The organism is Nibrella saemangeumensis (assembly GCF_039541915.1).
GTDB lineage: Bacteria > Bacteroidota > Bacteroidia > Cytophagales > Spirosomataceae > Nibrella > Nibrella saemangeumensis.
In genome coordinates this window covers 206182-228749 of sequence record NZ_BAABHD010000032.1, presented here as the reverse complement: position 1 = coordinate 228749, position 22568 = coordinate 206182, and the positions used below count along the sequence as shown (strand labels likewise).

Here is a 22568-nt window from a genome sequence, read left to right as displayed (position 1 = left end):
TTACTGATTCTTTTGAAGGTACAAAGCCAGTACTTTAGCTTTAGCTCGTTTCAGCCGCATTTTCACGGCGCTCTCTTTCAGCCCTAACCTATCGGCTATTTCTTTAATGCTTTGCTTCTCTTCATATTTGCAGCGCAGCAACTGAACCTCGCTAAGGGGAAGTTCATTTAGCAGTTGTTGTAACCTGGTAAAATATTCTTCTTCCGACTCCGGCTCCGGGCAATCAACTTCTTCCGTTAACGAACTGAGGGCAGAGCGATGGGCGGCATGCAACTGATCAATACAATGATTACGCGTAACCGCAAACAGCCAGGTAGACAAGGCTGACCGGTATTGAAAATTAGGTAAGCCTGTAAATATTTTCAGAAAAATATCGTGGGTAAAATCCTGCGCCTGAGATGAGTCTTTCGTAAAGGAAAGACATTGCCGATATACCTGCTTTACATAGGTATTGTAAAGCTTTTCAAAGGAGTAAGTCTCATTTGAAGAAGCAGGCTGAAGGTTTGAGGCAGGAGAGGTATACTTCATTTTGTCAATTAGGTTAAATTGCTACGTCAGATTACCATTAATCCATGTTTATACATTAAAAAGCATAAATATAAAATTACAAAAACAAAAGTCAAACAATAAATAACTCTTAATTTACTTATACGAAAAACTTAAACTTTTGATTTACTAAATTACTAAACAAATACACAAGTAAAAGAATAACATGCAGTATTGCTCACCCACAAATAAAATCCCCTCAACATCCTGCATCATAAACCGGACAAGAAAAAAGGCAGTCCAAAGACTGCCTTTCCTGTAAGAGCCAATTGCGCCTAGCCTATATCTTTACCGCCTGCCGGGCCATCAGCTTCCAGTCGTTCTTCTGCTTCACGTACACTAGCAGCACACTCAGTTTAGCCTGTCCGGGGGTACCGCTGTTCTTCGTTTCCGCCATCAGCTTGTGCCGCACCCAGGCCGTTTTATCAACAACGGTAATTTTCTGGTCGGTCAGATCAATTGTTACGAAGTCAGATGATTTGTTGAGCAGGGCCTGGATAAAAGCGTCCTGGTCTTCTACTAAGCCATTGGAGTGCCCGTAGCTCAGTTCGCGAACGGTAAGGCTCTCCAGCGTTGCCTTATCAGGATCGATCATGGCTTTGCGGAGCCGCTCAACAGCCTGCGCCACCGCCTGCTCGTCTTTAGGATTCGTCAGCGTAAAACTGGTCAGCAACATCGTACCGGCTACCAGCAGCATCTGGAAAATAGATTTCATGTGTACCATGTTCGGTTAATGGTTAGGACCGGCAAAATAGCACATAAAACGTTACGCTACTACTCACGACTTCACCGCCAGCGGCTTCAACCCCGTCAGATCTGCAATATTCACCGCCTGCCCAGACTCTACGCTCTTGCGGGCGGCCACGCCAACCAGAATGGCCATGGCCCCGTCGCGGCTACCCGCCGACTGGCGATAGGTATCCTTAGCCGCCGGATTCCGGAAAATCTTGTCGCGCAGCAGCGCATCGCCCCCGCCATGGCCTTCGGCCTGCGGAATTTTGATGTACTCGACTTTACCGAAATTATGCGACACCATGATCTCGTCGTACGATTCCATCGTCATGGCTCCGGATTCTTTAATCCACGCTTCAATACGGCCGTTGGTGCCGTTGAACGCAATGCGGTAGCCTTCGTAGGGTGAATACGTCGTCAGCGAATAACTCACCTGCACCCCATTGGCGTAGCGGATGGTGGCCGCCATTTTGTCGTAGATGTTGACGTCTTCCTTGAACACGCAGCCGTCGCGCAGGTAACCGTCGTGCTTTTCGTTGTCGACGTACAGGGCCGTCAGACGTTTGTCTTTGGTAATGTCCCAGTAGAACTTACACTCTGATTTGTGCGGGCACGGACGGCAGTTGGTCGAGCGGAACTTGCCATTTTTGCCGTAATGCTCCAGGGCCGCGTTGGCGTATACCGTTTCCGGCTCCGACTCCAGCCACCAGTTGAGCAGGTCAAAGTGGTGGCTGGCCTTATGAACAAACAGCGAGCCACTGTTCTCTTTCAGCCGGTGCCAGCGACGGAAATAATCGGCCCCGTGGCGGACATCCAGATACCAGTGAAAATCGACCGAGGTAATCTTGCCGACTACCTCCTGACGAAGCAGTTCGTATAGTTTCTGGCGGTGCGGAGAGTAGCGATAGTTGAAGGTCACCGTCACTTTTTTACCCGTTCGTTTCTCGGCATCCAGAATGGCTTTGCACTTGGTCTCATCGGTGGTCATGGGCTTCTCCGTGATGATGTCGGCGCCCATTTCCATGCCTTTGATGATAAAGTCGTGGTGGGTACCGTCGACGGTTGTCACGATGAGCATATCCGGTTTGGTCTGCCGCATCATCTCTTCAAAGTTGGTGAACGTCGGACAGCTGACATTCAGCATCTTCTTCGCCGTTTCCAGCCGGCCCTTGTTGGTATCGCAAAGGCCCACAAACTCGACAATATCACCAAACTCTTTTATCACGGGGACACCCCACATACTGGTACCGCGGTGACCGGTACCGACCATCGCTACTTTGCGCTTTGCCAGGGGGCGGCCAAGCGCGTCAAGTCCGATAAACGTAGCCAGACCGGCGGCCGCCAGGGTTGATTTCTGAATAAAGGTTCTTCTGGAAAGGAAATCTTCGTTTGTCATGGGTTTGGGGTTTGTCATTGGTAAAGGATGGCTAATTTGGTAGGGGTCAATGATGGATAATACAGTAATGGCTGATAGGCAGATTACAAATCTGCAACAGTACCGGTCAGGATCTGGAGATCCTGACCAGCTTCCAGATAACCGCTGAGCGCCTGCACCATTACCGGGGCACCGATGTACAGGGGCGTGCGCTGGTGAAGGCTGGTTGGCTCAATGTCGAGAATGGGCTGCACGCCGTCGGTGGCGACGCAACCGGTCTGTTCGGCCAGAAAGGCGAGCGGGAAGCCTTCGTACAGCAGCCGTAATTTGCCCTGCGGGCTTTTAGCTGTTGGCGGGTACAGGTAAATACCGCCCTTCAGCAGGTTTCGGTGAAAATCGCCTACCAGGGAGCCGATGTACCGGGCGGTGTACTGTTTCCGGCGGCAGTCGGTCAGGTAGGCTTTCACCGGCTCATCAAACATGTCCCAATTGCCATCGTTGCAGGAATAAATGCTGCCGTCTTTCGGACTGCTGATATCGGGGTGCGAGAGGATGAACTCGCCGAGGGAGTTGTCGTAGGTAAAGCCGTTCACCCCGCTGCCGGTCGAGTACACCAGAATGGTCGACGAGCCGTACAGGATATACCCGGCCGCAACCTGCTTCCGGCCGCTCTGCAAACAATCCACCATCGTTGGCAGGGTACCCACCGGCGTTACGCGCCGATAGATTGAGAAGATGGTACCGATGGAGACGTTAACGTCTATGTTCGAGGAACCGTCGAGCGGGTCAATGGCTACAATGTATTTGCCGTGGTGGTTGCCGGTGTAAATGATGTCTTCTTCCTCTTCCGAAATGATAGCGCAGGCCTCTCCCCCATTTTTCAAGGCACGCTTGAACCGGATGTTGGCGATGACATCCAGCTTCTGCTGGCTCTCGCCCTGCACGTTCTGGATACCCATGCCACCGGTGAGGTCGATGAGCCCGGCCCGGTTTACCTCCCGGTGGATGATTTTTCCGGCCAGAGCAATGTCGCGCAGCAACTGCGATAGCTCCCCCGTGGCAAACGGAAACGAGCTTTGTTTGTGCATGATGTACCGGTCGAGCGTGACGCCGACGGGCAGGGCTAACGAAGGGATAGAAGCAGACTCCATAGCAAAGAAATTTATACGGTAGCGATTAATGGAAGTCCCGTGTTCACCTGAGCGCCAAAGCCGAAGTACGTTTTGGCGTTGCCATAGCAGATATTCTGGACAATCTGCCCGATCCAGGCCATATCGTCGGGCAGTTCGCCGTTCTCAATGTCATTGCCGAACAGGTTGCACAGAATCCGGCGGAAATACTCGTGACGCGGGTACGACAGGAAGCTGCGCGAATCCGTCAGCATCCCCACAAACCGGCTGATCAGGCCCATATTGGAGAGAGCATTCATTTGCTTCTCCATACCATCTTTCTGGTCGAGAAACCACCAGCCGGAGCCGAATTGCACCTTACCTGCTACCGAGCCATCGTTGAAGTTACCGACCATGGTCGCCATTAGCTCATTGTCTGTTGGGTTCAGGTTGTACAGAATGGTTTTGGCCAGTTTGTCGTTGGTATCCAGCCGGTTGAGGAAGGTAGCCAGCGCCCGGCCCTGGGAAAAATCGCCGATGCTGTCCCAGCCCGTGTCGGGGCCGAGTTGTTGCAGCATTCGGGAGTTGTTGTTGCGCAGGGCTCCCAGGTGAAACTGCTGCGTCCAGCCTTTTTCCCAGTCCATTTCGGCCAGGTACACCAGCATCGCCGATTTGAACTTCAGCACTTCAATGCCCTCCAGCGGCCGACCTGACCGAATCTTCGTGAAGATCGCCTGAATTTCGCTTTCCCGGTACTCCTCCGCGTAGATCTGCTCCAGACCGTGATCCGACAGCTTGCAGCCCATAGCCGCAAAGAAGTCGTGGCGGTTACGCAGCGCCGTCAGGAAATCGTCCAGCGTACTGATCGATACGCCAGATGCCGATTCGAGCCGGTACACGTATGTATTAAACGCCACGCTGTCTTCAACCGCCATCGCCTTATCAGGCCGGAAGGTAGGTAGTACGTCGATGGCAAAGCCGTCTTCGGCAATTTTCAGGTGATGCTCCAGCGAATCGACAGGATCATCGGTGGTGCAGACCGTTTCGACGTTCATCCGGCGGAGCAGATTCCGCACCGAGTACTCACTGGTTTGCAGTTTCTCGCTGCATTCTTCGTAGATCCGCCGGGCCGAGTTACCGTCTAGGATCTCGGTTACGCTAAAGTAGCGCTGTAGTTCCAGGTGGGTCCAATGGTAGAGCGGATTGCGCACGGTATAGGGCACCGTCTGCGCCCATTTTTCGAACTTGGCGGAGTCGCTGGCGTCGCCGGTGCAGTAACGTTCGGACACGCCGTTGGTACGCATGGCCCGCCATTTATAGTGATCGCCGTAGAGCCACACCTGCGTCAGGTTCTCAAACTGCCTGTCTTCGGCAATCTGGTCGGGCGGCAGGTGGCAGTGGTAATCAATAATGGGCATTGCTTTGGCAAACTCATGGTACAGCACCCGCGCCGTTTCGGTTTGCAGCAGAAAGTCTTCGTTCAGAAATGGCTTTTTCATTTTATTCTGTTTCGGGTTTCAAGTTTCATGTTCCAAGTTAGGCTCCGCAGAACCTGGAATATGAAACCTGAAACAGTTTTAAAGAGAAACACCCCGCTTCCAGGGGATAAAATCGTCCTGGCCGTGGCGGACGGCGCTGACTTCCTGTTCGCCACTGGCTACCTGAATGATGTAATCGAGAATGCGTGCGCCGGCCTGTTCGATGGTCTCTTCACCGTCGATCACGGTACCGGTGTTGATGTCGATAATGTCGGGCATCCGGCGGGCCAGCGCGGTATTGCTGGATAGCTTGACAACCTGCGCAATCGGGTTACCCGTTGGCGTACCCAGGCCGGTTGTAAACAGCACTACAGTAGCCCCGGAGCCTACTTCGGCCGTGGTCGACTCCACATCATTACCCGGTGTGCAGAGCAGATTCAAGCCGGGCTGCGTAACCGGTTCGGGGTAATCCAGCACGGCCACCACAGGAGACGTACCGCCTTTTTTAGCCGCCCCGGCCGACTTCATGGCATCGGTAATCAGCCCATCGCGGATGTTGCCGGGGGAAGGGTTCATATCAAAGCCGGAACCAACGGCAATAGCGCTCTGGCTGTAGGCCTGCATCAGGCTGGAAAACCGGGCAGCTGTATCGGTATCGACGCAGCGATCACAAAGCTCCTGCTCGACCCCGCAGAGTTCGGGAAACTCCGCCAGTATAACGGTACCACCGAGGGCCACCAACAGGTCAGAGGTGTACCCCACGGCCGGATTGGCCGAGATACCAGAGAATCCATCGGACCCACCGCACTCCAGACCAAGTGTCAGTTTACTCAGCGGAGCTGGTCTACGAACGTTGGCGTTGGCCAGCATCAGCCCGGCGAACGTCTGCCGCAGCGCCTGACTGATCAGCGACTCCTCCGTGCCGATTTTCTGCTGTTCCAGTACATACAAGGGTTTGGCAAACTGCGGGTCGCGCTTTTGAATTTCTTCCTGTAGAAGGCATACCTGAGCGTTCTGGCAGCCCAGGCTCAGCACCGTAGCACCGGCCACGTTCGGGTGGGTAATATAACCAGCCAGCAGTCCGCACAGGGCCTGCGCATCCTGCCGGGTACCTCCACAACCACCATCGTGGGCCAGAAACTTCACACCATCAATGTTCGGAAACAACCGGGGTTTGGCATGTTCGGCGAGGGAACTCTGAAGGTCGGCCTGCAGGATGTCTTCAACCGTTTTACCGGCCTGCATCATCTCGATCAGCTCCTGCGTCTGGCGCTGATACGTATGCCGCCGTTTGTAGCCGAGGTCATTCACCAGAGCCTCTTCCAGTACCTGAATGTTTCGATTCTCGCAGAATACCAGCGGTATCACCAGCCAGTAATTGGCGGTACCGACCTTGCCATCGGCGCGGTGGTACCCCATAAACGACCGCGCCTGCCAGCGATCTACCGCTGGTGCCTGCCAGTTCATCTGTTTGTTGGCCTGCGCGTAGGTGTTGGTAGCGTGCTGGACATTGAAGGTCGTCAGTGCCCCCCCGGCAGGAATTCGACTTTTGGCTTTACCCACCAGTACGCCGTACATGGTAATGGCGTCTCCCGGCTCGAACGTCCGGATTGCCAGCTTGTGCTTGGCTGGAATGGCTTCCGTAACTGGGTATTCCTTTCCCTCCCACTGCACCGTCTGGCCCGGCTGTAAATCCGCCAAGGCTACCAGTACGTTGTCGTTCGGATGTATTTTAATTATGTTCTTTATCATTTGTCAGCAAGTACCGGCTTATTCAACACAGTGGCTACAGCAGCAAAAGCCCCTTTTTCCAGCATTTGCAGCAGGTAATCCCGCACGGCGGCCTCGAAGCCCGGCAGCAGGGTCAGGTCGTGCCCCCACAGGGATTTGTTTTGCAGAACGGTCGTCGTCAGGGTATCGGGTGACTGACGTGCCCACAGGTCGGCAAAATAGCCGGCTTTTTCGTCCTGAATCGGGTATTCCCGGCCATCTAGGTTGCCGTACCAGACCTCATCCCGGCTTTCCGTCGCACGCATGAACAGCAGGTAAGCGGCAAAGCCCAGGGCCATGTACTGCGGTACCACGCCATACTGCCGGTAGTAATGCAGCAGCGTGGGGATGTTCCGCATCTGCATCTTCATGGTGTATTGCATGGAAATCGACAGCCACCGGTGCTCGATGTAAGGATTGCGGAAGCGATCCTGCACCTCCAGTCCGAACCGCTGCGCCACTTTAGCATCGACCGGATACGGTATACCCGGCACCAGTTCGGCCAGCATCAGGTTGCTCAGGAAAGCGGCTACGCATTCGTCTTCCATCGCATCACGAACCGTCTCAAAACCGGAGAGGAAGGCCAGCGCGCAACTCAACGTATGGGTACCGTTCAGCAGGCGGAGTTTCAGTTCCCGGAACAGGTCGATATTCGGCCGGATAAACACACCCTTATCGGCCTGGTGAAACGACAATACCGACTGTACGCGCTCATCGCCCTCAATGGCCCAGAGTCGGTAAGCTTCGGCAATGGTCAATAGTTCATCGTCGTAGCCCAGCTGGTTGCTCAGGGCGTTGCGGGTAGCGGCATCGGGACGGCCGGGCACAATGCGGTCGACGAGCGAGTTACAGAAGACGTTGGCGGTTTCGAGCCAATCGATGAACTCACTGGCCAGTTCGTTGCGGTGCGCCAGTTCCAGCACGATCGCTTCCAGTACCCGCCCGTTGTTGGGGATCAGTTCAGTCGGTACAATGACCATGCCCTTGTCTCTGGCCCCGTCGAACGCCTGGTAGCGAGCGTACAGAAACGCCAGCAGTTTACCCGGAAACGACACCGGCGGCTGGTCCCGAATATCATCCTGCACCAGTTGCAGGCCTACTTCCGTAACGTTGGAGATCACCATTTCCATCAGCGGATTGGCCGCGCAGGCCAGAATGTCGGCCCACTGACTTTTCGCCGACAGCACCCGGCTGATGGCCGCACATACGGTATTTTCTTCCACCATCTGCCGGTCCTCAACGCCCCGGATACAGAGCGTATACAGGCCATCCTGCCGGTCGAACGCCGACGCATCGCCGGCATCGGTCGATTTGACGACCACAATCCGGCCGTTGAAAATCCCCTGCCGGTTGGCTTTATCGATGAAATAATCGGGCAGGCCCCGTAGCAGGACACCCGTGCCAAATTGTAAAACCCGCTCCGGCAGGTTTCTTAGCTGCTCCTGGGCAACTATCTCCGCCGGGGAGGCTGCCTGATGGTGCAAAAAGTTGTATGAAAGCTGGCTCATAAAATTACTCCAGACCTATGGTTTTCACTTTTTTAAGATGGATTGACGAGTAGGATTTACCTGACCTTCAGTTGGTATACCTAAGCTTACAAGGTAATCTTCGGGAAATAAAAAATAGCGGCAGTTTTATTTGTGCAATCGTTGTCGGGAACGTTGCCAAAATTTTCTTTTTCCTGATCAGGACCGCTTTCCAGTATATTTTACCTTAAATTAACTCCTTAAAGAAAACACCGCACCAAGGCTCACCCTGAGCTAGAATTTGCACAAAAACAAGATTAGCTAGTGGAAGCTGTAACCATAAAAGATATTGCCCGGGCGCTCAACCTCTCCACCTCGACCGTGTCGCGGGCGTTGCGGGGGAGCTACGAAATTAATCCGGAAACCAAACGGCTGGTGATGGAATATGCCGAGCGCATGAACTACCGGCCTAACCCCATCGCTCTGAGTCTAAAGGAAAACCGCAGCCGGGCCATTGGGGTCATTGTGCCGCAGATCGCCAATCACTTTTTCTCACAGGCCATCAACGGCATCGAAGCCATCGCCTACAACCGGGGGTACCACGTTATTATTTTTCAAAGCCACGAATCCTACGAGCGCGAGGTGGTAACGGTGCAGCAGTCGGTATCCCGCAAGGTAGACGGGCTGCTAATCTCGCTGTCGAGCCAGACCACCAATGTGGCCCACCTGAAAGACCTGGAGGAAAAAGGCTTTCCGCTGGTGCAGTTCGACCGGGTATCCAGTGAACTGGACATCCCCAAGATCATAGCCGATAACTACCAGGGTGCGTTTGAAGCGACAGAGCATCTGCTTCAGACCGGCCGACGGCGCATTGCTCACCTGACCATTCCGCCCTGGATGTCGATCACGCAGGAACGCCTGGCCGGCTACAAAGATGCCTTAGCCAAATACAACGTGCCGTTCGACGAAGACCTGGTGCGTTACTGCGGGTTCGGCGATGATGCCGTGGGACCGATGGTGGATGAACTGCTGGCATTGACGCCGGCCCCCGATGCGTTCTTCACCGCCAGCGATCGGCTGGCCCTGGGTTGTCTGGCGGCCTTGCGCAAGCGGAATGTAGCCATTCCGGAGACGGTTTCGCTGATTGGCTTTACCAACCTCAACGTCGCCGATTTGCTGTCGCCGTCTATGAGTACAGTAGTGCAGCCGGCTATGGAAATCGGGCAGTTAGCCGCCGAACGGTTGATCGAACTCATTGAACGGAAGCAGAAAGCCGCACCACCGAATACGGTAAAGATTCCGGCCCGGCTGGTAGTGCGGGAATCCTCGATTCGGGAGTAAACCGTACCCCGGAATGCAATTTCGGGGTACAGCATTAAGGCCACAGCCTGCGGCTGATTAGCGAAGACCGGAACGTAATTCCGGGGTACTTACGCGTGCCTGCTCCAGCAGCCAGGTAGCAAGTTCTTTACCGGCATTGAAGTTTTCGTAGACGGCGGGAATCCGGCGACCGTCGGTATATTCGTTGTAGAGCCAGGGGTCACCCACGGCGAAGACTGTGCCCTTACCGATTTTAGCCACCGCCATAATGACATCGCTACCGCTGGTTACCAGGGCTTTGGCGGGCGATTTTACGTCAAGCGGAGCCAGCTCTTTGATGTAAACGGTGCGGGTTTCTTTAAATACCGGGTTGCTGGCCGGGATGCTCACCTTACCCTGCTCCCACTGGGTACCCTTCACCATATTGACGTTTTTGTCGGTGAACCGGATGCCGAACGCCTGCGCCAGTTGGTTGAAGTGTTTGGTCTCGCAGTTGGCGGTATCGTTGGCCATCAGCACCAGCGCCCCACCGGCTTTGACCCAGTCGGTGATCGCCTGAATGTCTGCGGCTTGCACATAGTTTGGTTTCGGGGTTTCCTTTGGGGTATCGGGGTCTACAATGATGTATACGTCCACGCCATTGAGGGATTCGGCGGTCGGCGCGGTCGGGATGGCTTTGGTGGTGGTCCCCAGTTCGCGGAAGGTATTGCCCCACAGCCAGAAGCCGGAGTGCATGCGATCCTCCCAGGTGTAGTGGAACTGCTCCGTCTCACCCGTCAGGCCTTTGCGGTACTCGTTGTTGAAGTAGTAGTCCAGCCCTACGCTCTTGCCTTTGCCCACGCCCAGCTCCGGTATCATCTCGATTTCAACACTGGCCATGATAAACGGACCAACGCCTTTTAAGTCGTTTTTCCGGATCGGTTCGCTCAGGTAGTACTCGTAGCTGCCGTCGCGGTAGGGCGTTCCGCCCAGGCCACCCACACTAACCGTTTTATTGAGACTGATGGTACCGTCGGCCTCTTCTTCGATAAAGTTCTTCAGAATGCCCTGGTAGCCTTTCTGCGCAGCCGCTGCGTATAACTTGTTTACGTAACCCATCCGGGCTGCTTTGGCTAAGCCATACACGTACATGCTCGATGCCGAAGCCTCCAGGTAGTTGCCCTTGCGCCCCCCTTGATCGACAATCTGCCACCACGCGCCCGATTTGGGGTCCTGGTACTTCACCAGCACCGGGGCCAGTCGCTGCACGTATTTCACCAGATTAGCCCGCTCCGGATGTGATTGGGGGAAATAATCCAGCACATCCACCAGCGCCATGATGTACCAGCCCAGCGCCCGGCCCCAGAAATGCGGAGACTGACCGGTTTTCGGATTGGCCCATTTCTGCTCCCGGCTCTCGTCGTAGCCGTGGTAGAGCAGGCCTGTTTTGGGATCGATCAGGTGCTTTTCGATGAGCGCAAACTGTTTAGCAATGTCATCGAAGTTCGCCGACTCGTTGAACAGGACGCTGTATTCGGTATAGAACGGCTGGGCCATGTACAGGCCGTCGAGCCACATCTGGTATGGGTAGCGCTTCTTGTGCCAGAAACCACCTTCTTTGGTACGCGGGTGTTCGGTCAGTTGCTTCCGCAGGAGTTGAGCTGCCTTCTGGTACTTCTCCCGGCCCGGCTGCGACTGCTGCGCCAGCATCAGCAGCACCCGGCCCGTGGTAACGTTGTCGATATTGAAGTCGTCAAATTTGTAGGTCCGGACGGTGCCGTCGGCATTGACAAAGTGGTTAATGTCCTTGACGATGTAATCGAAGTATCTGGCGTCGCCGGTGCGGTACCATACCCGCTCCAGGGCCTTCAGCATCAGGCCCTGCTCGTAATCCCAGCGGGAAGTTTTGTTGTTGCCAATGACAATAGAGTCCTTATGCCAGGTGATGAACGAATCGGCCATGCGTTTTGACCAGGCCACTTGCTGAGCCAGGACATTGCCACTGACCAGCAGCATAATGAGCAGAATGCGGACGATCATCTTACTTCTTGGTTAGTACGTTGGAAAGAACTTTTGCGCCGAATTCCACTTCCTTTTTCGCCTTCGTGCCGTCCGTATTTACCAGCCGGATGGCTTTGGAGCGGTCGCCGGAGATCTTCAGCAGGAGGTCGGCACCGGGCTTATAGGTGATGCCGTCCAGCGTAATGTTCTTGCTGTTCTGCACTTTCATTACCGTGTTCTCTTTCGTCAGCAGCATTACATTCTTTAACTTAATATTGTCCGCTTCAACGCAGACCAGACCGGCGTTGGCTACCAGCGTCGCGTTTTCGATTTCAATGTTCCTAATCGCCATTTCCGGCAGCCCCCGAATCAGAATACCGGTTTCGGCACCCTGGCAGACCACATTGCGGATATGGAAATCGCGGAACTGTGGCGTACCTTCGTTCAGGGGCTGGGCGGCTATGGTCGGCAGTTCGTTGCTTTCACCCGCCTGCGGCACCGGGTCTTTGGCGGCATAGTACATATCGAACAGGATGGCCTCACCGGGAATGTTGGTCATGTTGATGTCGGAGACGTAGATCTTCTCAACAACACCACCCCGGCCCCGCGCCGTCTTGAAGCGCAGCCCCACGTCGGTACCCAGAAAATTGCAGTTGGAGACAAACAGGTTACGTACCCCGCCCGACATCTCGCTGCCGATCACAAAACCACCGTGACCGTGGAAGACCGTATTGTTGCGGACGATGAAGTTTTCGGTGGGTACCCCGCGCTTGCGGCCTTCCTCATCGCGACCCGATTTGATACAGATACCATCGTCACCCACGTCCAATGTACAGCCTTCGATCAGGCCGTTGCGGCACGACTCAAAATCGACACCATCGCCGTTCTGGGCGTACCAGGGGTTGCGGACGGTCAGGTTGCGCAGGGTAATGTGTTCGCACAGGAGCGGATGCAGACACCAGGCCGGGGAGTTCTGGAAGGTAGATCCCTCCAGCAGCACCCGCTTGCACCGGGTCAGTACCACCATGTTGGGCCGCAGAAACTCTTTGATGTCAGCGGTATTTTGCAGGGTATAGCCTTCGGCCACTACCCCCGGCCGTTTGGCGGATGCGCCTTTCAGCGCCCGCTCGTTGGGGTACCAGGTATTTTTATCGGCGGTGAGCACTCCGCCGGAATTCACCAGCGAAGCCCACTGCGAGGCCGTCAGTTTGCTTTTCTTCACCGGCCGCCATACCTCTCCGGCCCCGTCGAAAACGCCTTTACCCGTGATGGCAATGTTTTCCAGGTCCGTGCCCGAAATCGGCGACTGTGCCCGGATGGCATCGACGCCCTCCCAGTTGGTCTGCACCAGCGGATAATCGGCCGTGTTGCGGCTGAACTGCACCAGGGCACCATCCTGAACGTGCAGGTTTACGTTGTTTTTCAGCACAATCGGGCCGGTCAGCCAGAAACCTTTCGGCACCAGCACGGTACCGCCCCCGGCGCGGTTACACTGCTCAATTGCCTGGTTGATGGCCTGGGTGTTCAGCGTTACGCCATCGGCTACGGCGCCGTAACGTGTAATATTAAACGTATCTTTCCGGAAAGCCGGTGCCAGCACGTTCGGTAATTCGTAGGCATACTTGCCGGGATACGGCGACTGCTTTAGAAAATTAGATAGCGGACTAATGACTCGCAGGTCTTCGGCCACCAGGCTGGCCATCAGGGCCGCGCCATAGGGCGAAAAGTGGGTGTTGTCTTCTTTGGCATCCGGAAATTTAGCATACACCTTTCCTGGAAAATTCATAAACAGGTGCTTCGAGCCGTCGACGCCATGCTGCACAATCACCTCCCGGCTCCGGGCGTGCAGGTCGATCAGCGGTACGCGGTACTGCTTCGCTACGGCTTTCACCACACCAGGGTACTCGCCGTGCTGGTCCACAAACTGGCCGCTCTCGTCGAACTTCCGGCGCATCACCGGCGTCAGCAGCAGCGGGTTGGCCCCTTTGGCCCGGATTTCCTCGATATACCGCACCAGATTTTTGCGGTAGTCGGTCTGCGGAGCTGCGTAGCGGGTAGTATCGTCCTGTTTCTGGTCGTTATGTCCGAACTGGATAAACACCCAGTCGCCGGGCTGGAGCTGGTCATAGACTTTTTTCCAGTGCCCCAGCGTCCGGAAGCTTTTGGTGCTGCGGCCGTTGACGGCATGGTTCTGCACCTCCACCGCTTCGTTGACGAACTGCGGGAACATCATACCCCAGCCGGTTTCGGGCGCGTCGAACGGCAGTTTATTGGCCATGGTGGAGTCACCGATAAGAAATATATGGAGCTTTGTCTCGGCGGGCCGGAAGGCCATCAGCACTAGCAAAAAACTAAGTCGGAGGATCGGTTTCATACCTGATTGAAGGGTTTGCCAGGTTGAAATTGGGGCTAAAACAGCACGAAAGGGAGGATTGCTTTGACTTTTTTTACGCAATCGTTACCGGGAACGTTGCCGGAGACCACCATTTAGACCAACTTGACGGCCTTCCTTAATGAAAATGGGTAAATTCGCTGATCCGTCGAATTGTCGTAGATTCGGCCCCGTTTATTGACAGAATTGCGGAGTGAGCATGACGTACGAAAGTTGGTTCCTGCTGTTTATGGGTATGATGATTGCCATGTGGCTGTTCAACATGGTGCAGTGGTTTTTTTACCGGGACCGAATCCATAGTTTATACAGTATCTACATGCTGATCTGGATCGGCTACTTCAGCCTGCGCCGGCCTGCGGGCGATACGGCCGGCCTTTCGGAAGCAGCCTTTTACTTCTTCCGGGTGGTTACGTCAATGGTGGCCTTTTTTGTCTACTACGACTTTGCCAACGTCTTCCTGAACATGCGCGAAAACCACCCGAAGCTGCTACGACTGTTTCGGACCGTTCAGGGAATATACATTGTGTACTGGTTGGGAGAAGTGGTTATCTGCTTCATGACCGACTACTGGCAGCGGCCGATTCACGTCATTATCAACGCCGTCGTTCGAATCCTGAGCATCTTCGTTGCCGGGTATGTGATCGCAGTTATTTTCAAGCGTCGGGATACGGTCGCCCGGCTGTTCATTACCGGCACCCTGATGCTCTTAATTGGCGGCATCTTAGCGCTGGTGATCGGCTTCATTACGACAACCACCCCCGAAATCAGCATGTGGAAAGCGTCGCAGACTTACTTGCAGATAGGTATTGTTCTGGAGCTGATTTTCTTCTCGTTTGGCCTGACCTACCGGCACCGGCAGGAGGCCGTCAACAAAGCGGTACTGGAACAAACACTGGACCGGGAGCGGGACCAGCACCAGCGCAAACAACTGGAAGCCGAACTGGCCGTTCAGCAGCTCCGGCAGGAGATGAACGAGGTCCGGATGCGGGCCTTGCAATCGCAGATCAGTCCGCACTTTCTGTTCAACAGTCTCAACTCGCTATCGTCGCTGATTGCCGATGAGCCGCAGAAGGCCGAGCAGTTTGTGGATGAAATGTCGACCGTCTACCGCTATCTGCTCCAGACCAGCGAACGCGAACTGACCACGCTAGAAACAGAGATCGGCTTTATTACCTCATATTACCACCTGCTCAAAACCCGCTACGGCCAGGGCTTCGATCTCACCATCGATATTCCCAATAAATGCAAAAATTGCCTGTTGCCGCCCCTGACGCTGCAATTGCTGGTGGAGAACGCCGTGAAGCACAATATTGTATCGGCCGATCACCCGCTGCACATCCGGATTTATTCAGACAGCAATAACGGTACCCTTACAGTCAGCAATAATCTGCAACGCCGGTCCAGCAGCGGGATAACCTCTACCCAGAAAGGGCTGCTAAACATTACGGCTAAGTATAAGTTACTAAACCAGCCTGACATCCAGATTCTGGAAACAGATAAGGAATTTACCGTTGTGGTGCCGCTGATCAGACCCCAACCAGCCTGATGGCAAGCCGCTACTCCTGCCCCATGTTGAACACGTTACGGGAATATTTTCGTTTCACGGTTCTGATGGCCCTGTTATCAGGGTGCAACAGGGAGATTGTACCGCAGCCGGAACAAGAAGAACCCGTCCGTTTGCAGGCCGTAAAAGTTGAACTTCGTCAGTCTAACGGCACCTTTCAGCTCTACCGGGCCAACCAACCCTACTACATCACCGGCGGAGGTTATTTCCTGAGGAATGGGGGCGGCATCCGGTACCTCGACCGGCTGGCCGCCTGCGGAGGTAACTCCATCCGGACCTGGAGTACCCAGGATGCGAAGCAGGAACTGGATTCGGCCCTGAAATACGGTCTGACCGTGACGGTGGGCCTCGATGTGGCCCGCGAACGGCTTGGCTTTGACTACAACAACACCGAAGCTGTGGCGAAACAACTTCAGGAGATGCGGGCTGAAGTGCTGAAATACAAAGATCACCCGGCCCTGCTGATGTGGGGGATCGGCAACGAACTGAATATGAGCTACACCAATCCCAAAGTCTGGGATGCCGTGAATGACATTGCTAAGATGATCCACGAGGTCGACCCTAACCACCCGACCACCACCATGCTGGCCGACCTGACGCAGCCGGAAGTCGTATACATAAAAACCCGCTGCCCGGCTATCGACCTGCTGTCGGTGAATATGTACGGCGCTCTGCCAAAGGCCCCAAATCTGGTTCGGGACTATGGCTGGGAGGGTGCGTATCTGGTGTCGGAGTGGGGACATAATGCCTACTGGGAGGTACCGGAGACAGCCTGGAGAGCCCCCATTGAGCAAAACAGCCGCGAAAAAGCGGAAGATTATAAAGTTCGGTACGAAACGACCATTAAAGCTGATCCGGAGCGCTGCCTGGGTTCCTATATTTTCCTCTGGGGACAGAAGCAGGAACGCACACCGACCTGGTTCAGCCTGTTTACCGAAGCCGGAGAAGCAACGGAGGGTGTTGACATGATGCAGTATCTGTGGACGGGCAGCTGGCCCCAAAACCGGGCACCCCGGCTGGAATTTATGCTGCTTGACGGCAAAAGGGCCTGGGAAAATAGTTATGTACAGCCCGGCCAACGCTATCCGGTAACCGTTAAAGTCACCGATCCGGACAACGACGCGATTACCTACCGCTGGGAACTGCTACCCGAAAGCACCGCTATAACGGAAGGCGGGGATGCCGAAACCAGACCCCTTGCCATTGCAGGATTGGTGACCAGCGGCTCTGATGGGCAGGCTACCCTGAAAGCACCGGATATTGAAGGCGCTTACCGCCTGTTTGTGTATGCAACGGATGGTAAGAATAAAGTAGCCACCGCTAACATGCCGTTTTTCGTGCTTAAATAAGCGTACCGTTCATTATAAATAGCCTTTCCATAAAACCATAATTTTCTGTATATTCACTTTCCTCCAAACCCCTGGAAAACTATGAAAAGCAGAAAACTGGTGCCGGTAGTTTCCGGCTTTTTGCTGCTGAGTGGTTTCGCAGCGTTTATTCGGGTTACCCCTGTTCCTCAACCGGCCCCAAAACCCAATATCATTTTAATCATGGCCGATGATCTGGGCTACAGCGATTTGGCGTCGTATGGCAGTTCCCATGTAAAAACCCCGAACATCGATGCCCTAAGCCAAAGAGGGGTGCGATTTACCCAGGCCTATGTTACGGCTCCCATCTGCTCACCATCAAGGGCGGGCCTCATCACCGGGCGTTATCAGCAACGATTTGGCTATGAATTTTTGCCGCATAATGCAGTCGACCCAAGGCAATTGCCTGAGGAGGGCCGCAGACTGCTGGAGGAACATGGGAAACGGGTCGGAAACATTCCGGAGCCTATCGCTGATTTAACGGCCTTTAACCGTATTCCGAAAGGCCTTCCGGCGGAAGAAGTCAGCCTGGCGGAACTGCTAAAACCGGCGGGCTACAAAACAGCCTTTATCGGTAAGTGGCACCTGGGCGCTCAGGATGGTTTTTTTCCAGATCAGCATGGCTTCGACTATAGCTACTATTTTCAGGGCGGTGGCAGCCGCTACGTGGACACCCAGCATGAGGCAGACTACGTCAACAAGCGTCTGCCCTGGTGTCTCACGGATCTTGTCATGTGGCGAAAACGGGAAGGTGAATCGGCCCTCCGTGAGGGGCGAACCATGGTAGATGATACAGGGTATCTGACCTTTTCGCTGGCTGATAAAGCGACCCGATTTATCGCCGACAATCGCCAAAATCCTTTTTTCCTGTTACTCTCCTTAAACGCTCCCCATGATCCGTTTCAGGCGCCAAAACGGTATGTCGACCGCATTCAGAATGAGCAGGATACCGTGGAGCGCATCTATTATGCCATGATTGAGGCTCTTGATGATGCGGTGGGTCAGGTGGTTAAACAGGTCAACAGCGCTGGCCTGGGACAAAACACCCTGATCGTATTTATCAGTGATAATGGGGGCGCTGCTTACACAAGAGCCACGGATAATGCTCCGCTGCGGGGCGGCAAAATGTCGCATTTCGAGGGTGGCATAGCGGTACCTTTTTTCATAAACTATCCGGCGGCTTTTTCCGGCGTAAAAACGTACGACCAACCAGTTTCCTCACTCGACATTTTTGCAACTATCGCGGCAGTCACCCAAACAAAACTGCCGGCCGACCGGCGCTACGACGGGGTCAACTTACTGCCGTTTGTCCTGGGCAGAAATACGGCCCGGCCACATGATACGTTCTTCTGGCGTAGTGGTTACTCCAAAGCGTTCCGGAAGGGCGACTGGAAGCTTTACCTGAATGAGCGAAACAAAAAGGTGCTGCTGTTTAACCTGGCCAATGACCGTTCTGAGCAAACCGACCTGTCTGGTACGAACCCGGCGAAGCTTCTGGAGTTAAGACAGGAACTGGAACGCTGGGAAAAACAGGAAATGAGAGCGCCCCGCTGGCAAAATAGCAATAACTGCACCATTCAGGTCCGCGGAGAAGACTACTACTTTCCCATTTAATAATGCACCTGATTAAAATTATCGGATTAAGGTCTTTAGACTCTACAAAGCCTAACGACTTTACGTTTCCAGTTCACTCCCTACCCCCGTTATGCAGAACCCTGGTAATCAACTTGTACTGCTTGTCCTCTTAATGTGCCAATTCTGGACTTACGCCAAACCCACTTCACAGCCACCAGCCGTAGCCTTAAAAGTGGAGCTTCGAAAAGTCAACGGCAGCTACCAGCTATTCCGCGACGGAAAGCCATACTACATTAAAGGAGCCGGCGGCAGCCACTACCTCGATCGGCTGGCGGCCTATGGTGGTAACTCCATCCGGACCTGGAGTACCCAAAACGCGCAGGCGCTTCTCGATGAAGCGCACAAATACGGCCTTACCGTTACCATGGGCCTGAACGTAGCCCGCGAACGGCATGGCTTCGACTACAACAACGCCGAAGCCGTGGCCAAACAACTTCAGACGCTGCGGCAGGAGGTGCAGAAATACAAAGACCACCCCGCCCTGCTGATGTGGGGCATCGGCAATGAACTAAATCTGAATTATACCAATCCAAAAGTCTGGGATGCCGTGAACGACATCGCCAGGATGATCCATGAGGTAGACCCCAATCATCTGGCTACGACAATGCTGGCGGGCATCAACCCCAAAGAAGTGGATTATATCAAAGCCAAATGCCCGGACCTCGACCTGCTATCCATCAATACCTACGGCGGCCTGCCCCAACTGCCGAAGCGGGTGCGCGATCTGGGCTGGGAAGGCGCTTACATGGTGACGGAATGGGGACCGACCGGCCACTGGGAAGGTCCGCAAACGGCCTGGAAAGCGTCCATTGAAGAAACCAGCAGTGCCAAAGCCGCCGTGTACAAAAGTCGGTACGAAGCCTCCATGGGACACGATACGGAACGTTGCCTGGGCTCCTACGTTTTTTTGTGGGGCCAGAAGCAGGAACGCACCCCCACCTGGTACGGAATCTTTACCGAAGCAGGCGAAGAATCGGAGGTAGTTGATGTCATGCAGTACCTATGGACCGGCAAATGGCCAGCGAACCGCGCTCCGCATATCGAATCGCTGTTACTGGATGGAAAAAATGCCTTAGCCAACATCACTTTGCAACCCGGCACGACGTACACCGCCCAGGCAACTGTTACCGATCCTGACAATGATAAGCTTACCTACCGCTGGGAACTGCTGCCCGAGAGTACCGACCTGAAAGAAGGTGGTGATCGCGAAAACCGGCCCGAGACTGTTCAGGGTCTGCTCTCTAAGGCAAACGGCGGACAGATTACGCTGAAAACACCGGATCGAGAAGGAGCCTACCGGCTGTTCGTTTACGTAACCGATGGCAACAACAACGTAGCCACCGCCAACACGCCCTTTTACGTAAAGAAATAAACCTTCGTATAGTGGTACCGTTTAGGTTTTAACAGCGAAACCTACTCGACCGCTATGGATATAATTTCAGCCAGAACCGACGAAAGCCAAAAGCAATCCTACCGATTAACCAACGCCATGGACCTTGACCCACTGTTGGATCGCATCGGCGACGCCCGTTGTGTCATGCTGGGTGAGGCCTCGCACGGTACGCACGAATATTACACCTGGCGCACCGCCATCTCCAAACGACTCATTCAGGAGAAAGGCTTCACCTTCATCGCTGTCGAAGGCGACTGGCCCGATAGCTACCAGATCAATCGCTTTGTTAAAGGCTACCCCGACTCGGGTACCAAACCCCTGGAGGTACTACGCACATTTGACCGGTGGCCGACCTGGATGTGGGCCAACTGGGAAATTGCCGCTCTGATGGAATGGCTGAAAAGCCATAATACCGGCTTAGCCAACGACCGGAAAGTGGGCTTTTACGGACTGGATGTCTACAGCCTCTGGGAATCGATGGAGAGCCTTGTCGATTATCTGGAAAAGACGGATCCTGAGGCTGCCCAGGCTGCGCACCGGGCCATCAACTGCTTTCAGCCTTATGGCGAAGAAGGCCAGAACTACGCCCAGGCGATTCTGTACCGCTCGGCTTCCTGCCGCGATGAGGTCATCCAGCTCCTGCGCGAAATCCGGACCAAAGCCCGGTATTACGACCATGAGCCCGAAGCTTCCTTAAACATCGAGCAGAACGCCCATATAGCCGTTAACGCCGAGAAGTACTACCGCAGCATGATCTCGTTTTCGGATGAATCGTGGAATATACGGGATGCACACATGATGGAGACGCTGAACCGGCTGCGGCAGTTTCACGGTTCAACCTCCAAGGCAATCGTCTGGGAACACAACACCCATATCGGCGACGCCCGCTATACCGACATGAAGCATAGCGGCATGATCAACATCGGCCAACTGGCGCGGGAGCAGTATTCGGAGAAAGACGTCGTGCTGGTCGGCTTTGGCTCCTACCAAGGAACGGTTATTGCCGGAAACCGCTGGGGTGCGCCGATGGAAGTCATGACTGTTCCATCCGCCCGCAAAGGCAGCGTCGAAGAACGGCTGCACGCGGAAGGAGCGGACAATAAACTGCTAATTTTCGACCGGATTAACAAAAATGAGCGCTTCAGCACCGAGATGCCGCACCGGGCGATTGGTGTCGTGTACCACCCGGAGCGGGAGCGGTACGGCAACTATGTGCCCACCGTCCTGAACCACCGCTACGACGCGTTCATTTACCTCGACCAGACCCGCGCCCTGCATCCACTTCACCTCCACCCGGACGAGACCAAGATGCCGGAGACGTATCCGTTTGGGTTCTAGTCCTTCGCCCGCTCATATTGAACTGGCCATTTGACATCATCGCCCAGTTTCTTCGCGGAACGCAACGGGAAGTACGGGTCGCGGAGGAATTCGCGGGCCAGCAGAACCAGATCAGCCTGCCCATCGGCGATGATGGCTTCAGCCTGTTCGGCGGTGCGGATGATGCCTACGGCTCCGGTCAGGATACCGGCTTCTTTTTTGATGCGTTCGGCAAACGGAACCTGGTAGCCCGGCTCCACCGGAATCTTGACGCGGGGCACATTACCGCCTGTAGAGCAGTCAATTACATCGACCCCTTTGGTTTTCAGGATCGCGGAGAGGACGACAGAGTCATCAGCCGTCCAGCCGCCCTCGGTCCAGTCGGTGGCCGATACCCTGACGAACAACGGATAACCCTCGGGCATAACCGCTCTGACGGATTCGGTAATCTCCAGCACTATCCGGATGCGGTTTTCGAAGGAACCACCGTATTCATCCGTCCGCTGGTTGCTCATGGGCGACAGAAACTCATGCAGTAAATAACCGTGGGCGGCATGCAGTTCAATTACCTTAAAACCAGCTTCCAGCGCCCGATGCGTAGCAGCAATAAAATCGGCCTTTACTTTTTCAATACCGGCACGATCGAGCGCCAGGGGCGGGTTATCCGTCTCCCAGAAAGGAATAGCGCTGGGGCCAACGGTTTGCCAGCCACGCGGTTCGGTGGGCGGTATCTGCCGGCCTCCCTCCCACGGCCGGTGAACGCTGGCTTTGCGCCCGGCATGAGCCAGTTGTACCCCAGCGACGCTGCCGTTGGCTTCAATGAAGCTGGTAATGCGTTTCAGCATAGGCAGGTGCTCGTCTTTCCAGATACCGAGGTCGTCGGGGGAGATACGCCCCTCCGGTGACACCGCCGTCGCTTCAGTGAAGATCAGGCCGGCACCGCCCACGGCGCGGCTACCCAGATGGACCAGATGCCAGTCGTTGGCAAAGCCATCTTCGCTCGAATACTGGCACATCGGTGAAACGGTAATTCTATTTTTTAGCTGGATGTCGCGTAGCGTGAGCGGACTGAACAAGTGACTCATAAGCAGCTTCTGTGAGTGAGATATCTTCCAGTTAACTCT

The 22568-nt window shown here is 54.7% G+C and carries 16 protein-coding genes; 6 read left to right on the top strand and 10 right to left on the bottom strand.

From position 1 onward, the window contains the following. The 7 genes from ABD949_RS17625 to ABD949_RS17595 form a co-directional block, all read right to left on the bottom strand. Positions 1 to 528 carry an RNA polymerase sigma factor gene (locus tag ABD949_RS17625; RefSeq protein WP_345245334.1) on the bottom strand — a complete coding sequence of 176 codons (528 nt, stop codon included), beginning with the start codon at positions 526 to 528 and terminating at the stop codon, positions 1 to 3. A gap of 298 nt (positions 529 to 826) precedes the next feature. Then, positions 827 to 1261 (bottom strand): nuclear transport factor 2 family protein, encoded by a 435-nt coding sequence (locus ABD949_RS17620; RefSeq protein ID WP_345245332.1) that lies wholly within the window; start codon positions 1259 to 1261, stop codon positions 827 to 829. A gap of 63 nt (positions 1262 to 1324) precedes the next feature. Further along, positions 1325 to 2674 (bottom strand): Gfo/Idh/MocA family protein, encoded by a 1350-nt coding sequence (locus ABD949_RS17615; RefSeq protein ID WP_345245330.1) that lies wholly within the window; start codon positions 2672 to 2674, stop codon positions 1325 to 1327. Between the two features lie 83 nt (positions 2675 to 2757). Next, on the bottom strand, positions 2758 to 3804 hold the full coding sequence (fbp, locus tag ABD949_RS17610) for a class 1 fructose-bisphosphatase (RefSeq protein ID WP_345245328.1): 1047 nt from the start codon (positions 3802 to 3804) through the stop codon (positions 2758 to 2760). 11 nt (positions 3805 to 3815) lie between these two features. After that, positions 3816 to 5261 carry a glucuronate isomerase gene (gene uxaC / locus ABD949_RS17605; RefSeq protein WP_345245326.1) on the bottom strand — a complete coding sequence of 482 codons (1446 nt, stop codon included), beginning with the start codon at positions 5259 to 5261 and terminating at the stop codon, positions 3816 to 3818. A 78-nt stretch (positions 5262 to 5339) separates the two neighbouring features. Next, entirely contained in the window at positions 5340 to 6992 is a 1653-nt protein-coding gene (locus ABD949_RS17600) for a UxaA family hydrolase (protein ID WP_345245324.1), read from the bottom strand. After that, on the bottom strand, positions 6989 to 8518 hold the full coding sequence (locus tag ABD949_RS17595; RefSeq protein ID WP_345245322.1) for a tagaturonate reductase: 1530 nt from the start codon (positions 8516 to 8518) through the stop codon (positions 6989 to 6991). The genes ABD949_RS17600 and ABD949_RS17595 overlap by 4 nt, the downstream gene beginning before the upstream one ends. Positions 8519 to 8800: 282 nt before the next feature. On the opposite strand from ABD949_RS17595, the gene ABD949_RS17590 reads away from it, so the two are divergent. Next, positions 8801 to 9817, top strand: a complete 1017-nt coding sequence (locus ABD949_RS17590) for a LacI family DNA-binding transcriptional regulator (RefSeq protein WP_345245320.1) — start codon at positions 8801 to 8803, stop codon at positions 9815 to 9817. 57 nt (positions 9818 to 9874) lie between these two features. Here the strand turns inward: ABD949_RS17590 and ABD949_RS17585 are convergent, their stop codons facing one another. Further along, complete coding sequence (locus tag ABD949_RS17585) at positions 9875 to 11815, bottom strand: DUF4350 domain-containing protein (protein ID WP_345245318.1); 1941 nt, start codon at positions 11813 to 11815, stop codon at positions 9875 to 9877. Position 11816: 1 nt separating this feature from the next. Next, positions 11817 to 14150: a glycosyl hydrolase family 28 protein gene (locus ABD949_RS17580; RefSeq protein ID WP_345245316.1), complete on the bottom strand. Its 2334-nt coding sequence runs from the start codon at positions 14148 to 14150 to the stop codon at positions 11817 to 11819. A 217-nt stretch (positions 14151 to 14367) separates the two neighbouring features. Between ABD949_RS17580 and ABD949_RS17575 the strand changes: the two genes are divergently transcribed. From ABD949_RS17575 to ABD949_RS17555, 5 genes are all read left to right on the top strand, one after another. Next, positions 14368 to 15714, top strand: coding sequence for a sensor histidine kinase (locus ABD949_RS17575; protein WP_345245314.1), 1347 nt, complete (start codon positions 14368 to 14370; stop codon positions 15712 to 15714). Between the two features lie 23 nt (positions 15715 to 15737). Next, on the top strand, positions 15738 to 17081 hold the full coding sequence (locus ABD949_RS17570; protein ID WP_345245311.1) for a glycoside hydrolase family 2 TIM barrel-domain containing protein: 1344 nt from the start codon (positions 15738 to 15740) through the stop codon (positions 17079 to 17081). A gap of 81 nt (positions 17082 to 17162) precedes the next feature. Further along, positions 17163 to 18713, top strand: a complete 1551-nt coding sequence (locus ABD949_RS17565) for a sulfatase (RefSeq protein WP_345245309.1) — start codon at positions 17163 to 17165, stop codon at positions 18711 to 18713. 133 nt (positions 18714 to 18846) lie between these two features. After that, positions 18847 to 20106: a glycoside hydrolase family 2 TIM barrel-domain containing protein gene (locus tag ABD949_RS17560; RefSeq protein WP_345245307.1), complete on the top strand. Its 1260-nt coding sequence runs from the start codon at positions 18847 to 18849 to the stop codon at positions 20104 to 20106. 54 nt (positions 20107 to 20160) lie between these two features. After that, positions 20161 to 21465: an erythromycin esterase family protein gene (locus tag ABD949_RS17555; RefSeq protein ID WP_345245305.1), complete on the top strand. Its 1305-nt coding sequence runs from the start codon at positions 20161 to 20163 to the stop codon at positions 21463 to 21465. Here ABD949_RS17555 and ABD949_RS17550 read toward each other — a convergent pair. Then, the gene (locus ABD949_RS17550; protein ID WP_345245303.1) at positions 21462 to 22529 is read right to left on the bottom strand and encodes an NADH:flavin oxidoreductase/NADH oxidase; all 1068 of its coding nucleotides are present in this window, start codon (positions 22527 to 22529) and stop codon (positions 21462 to 21464) included. The genes ABD949_RS17555 and ABD949_RS17550 overlap by 4 nt on opposite strands. Positions 22530 to 22568 lie beyond the last annotated feature (39 nt).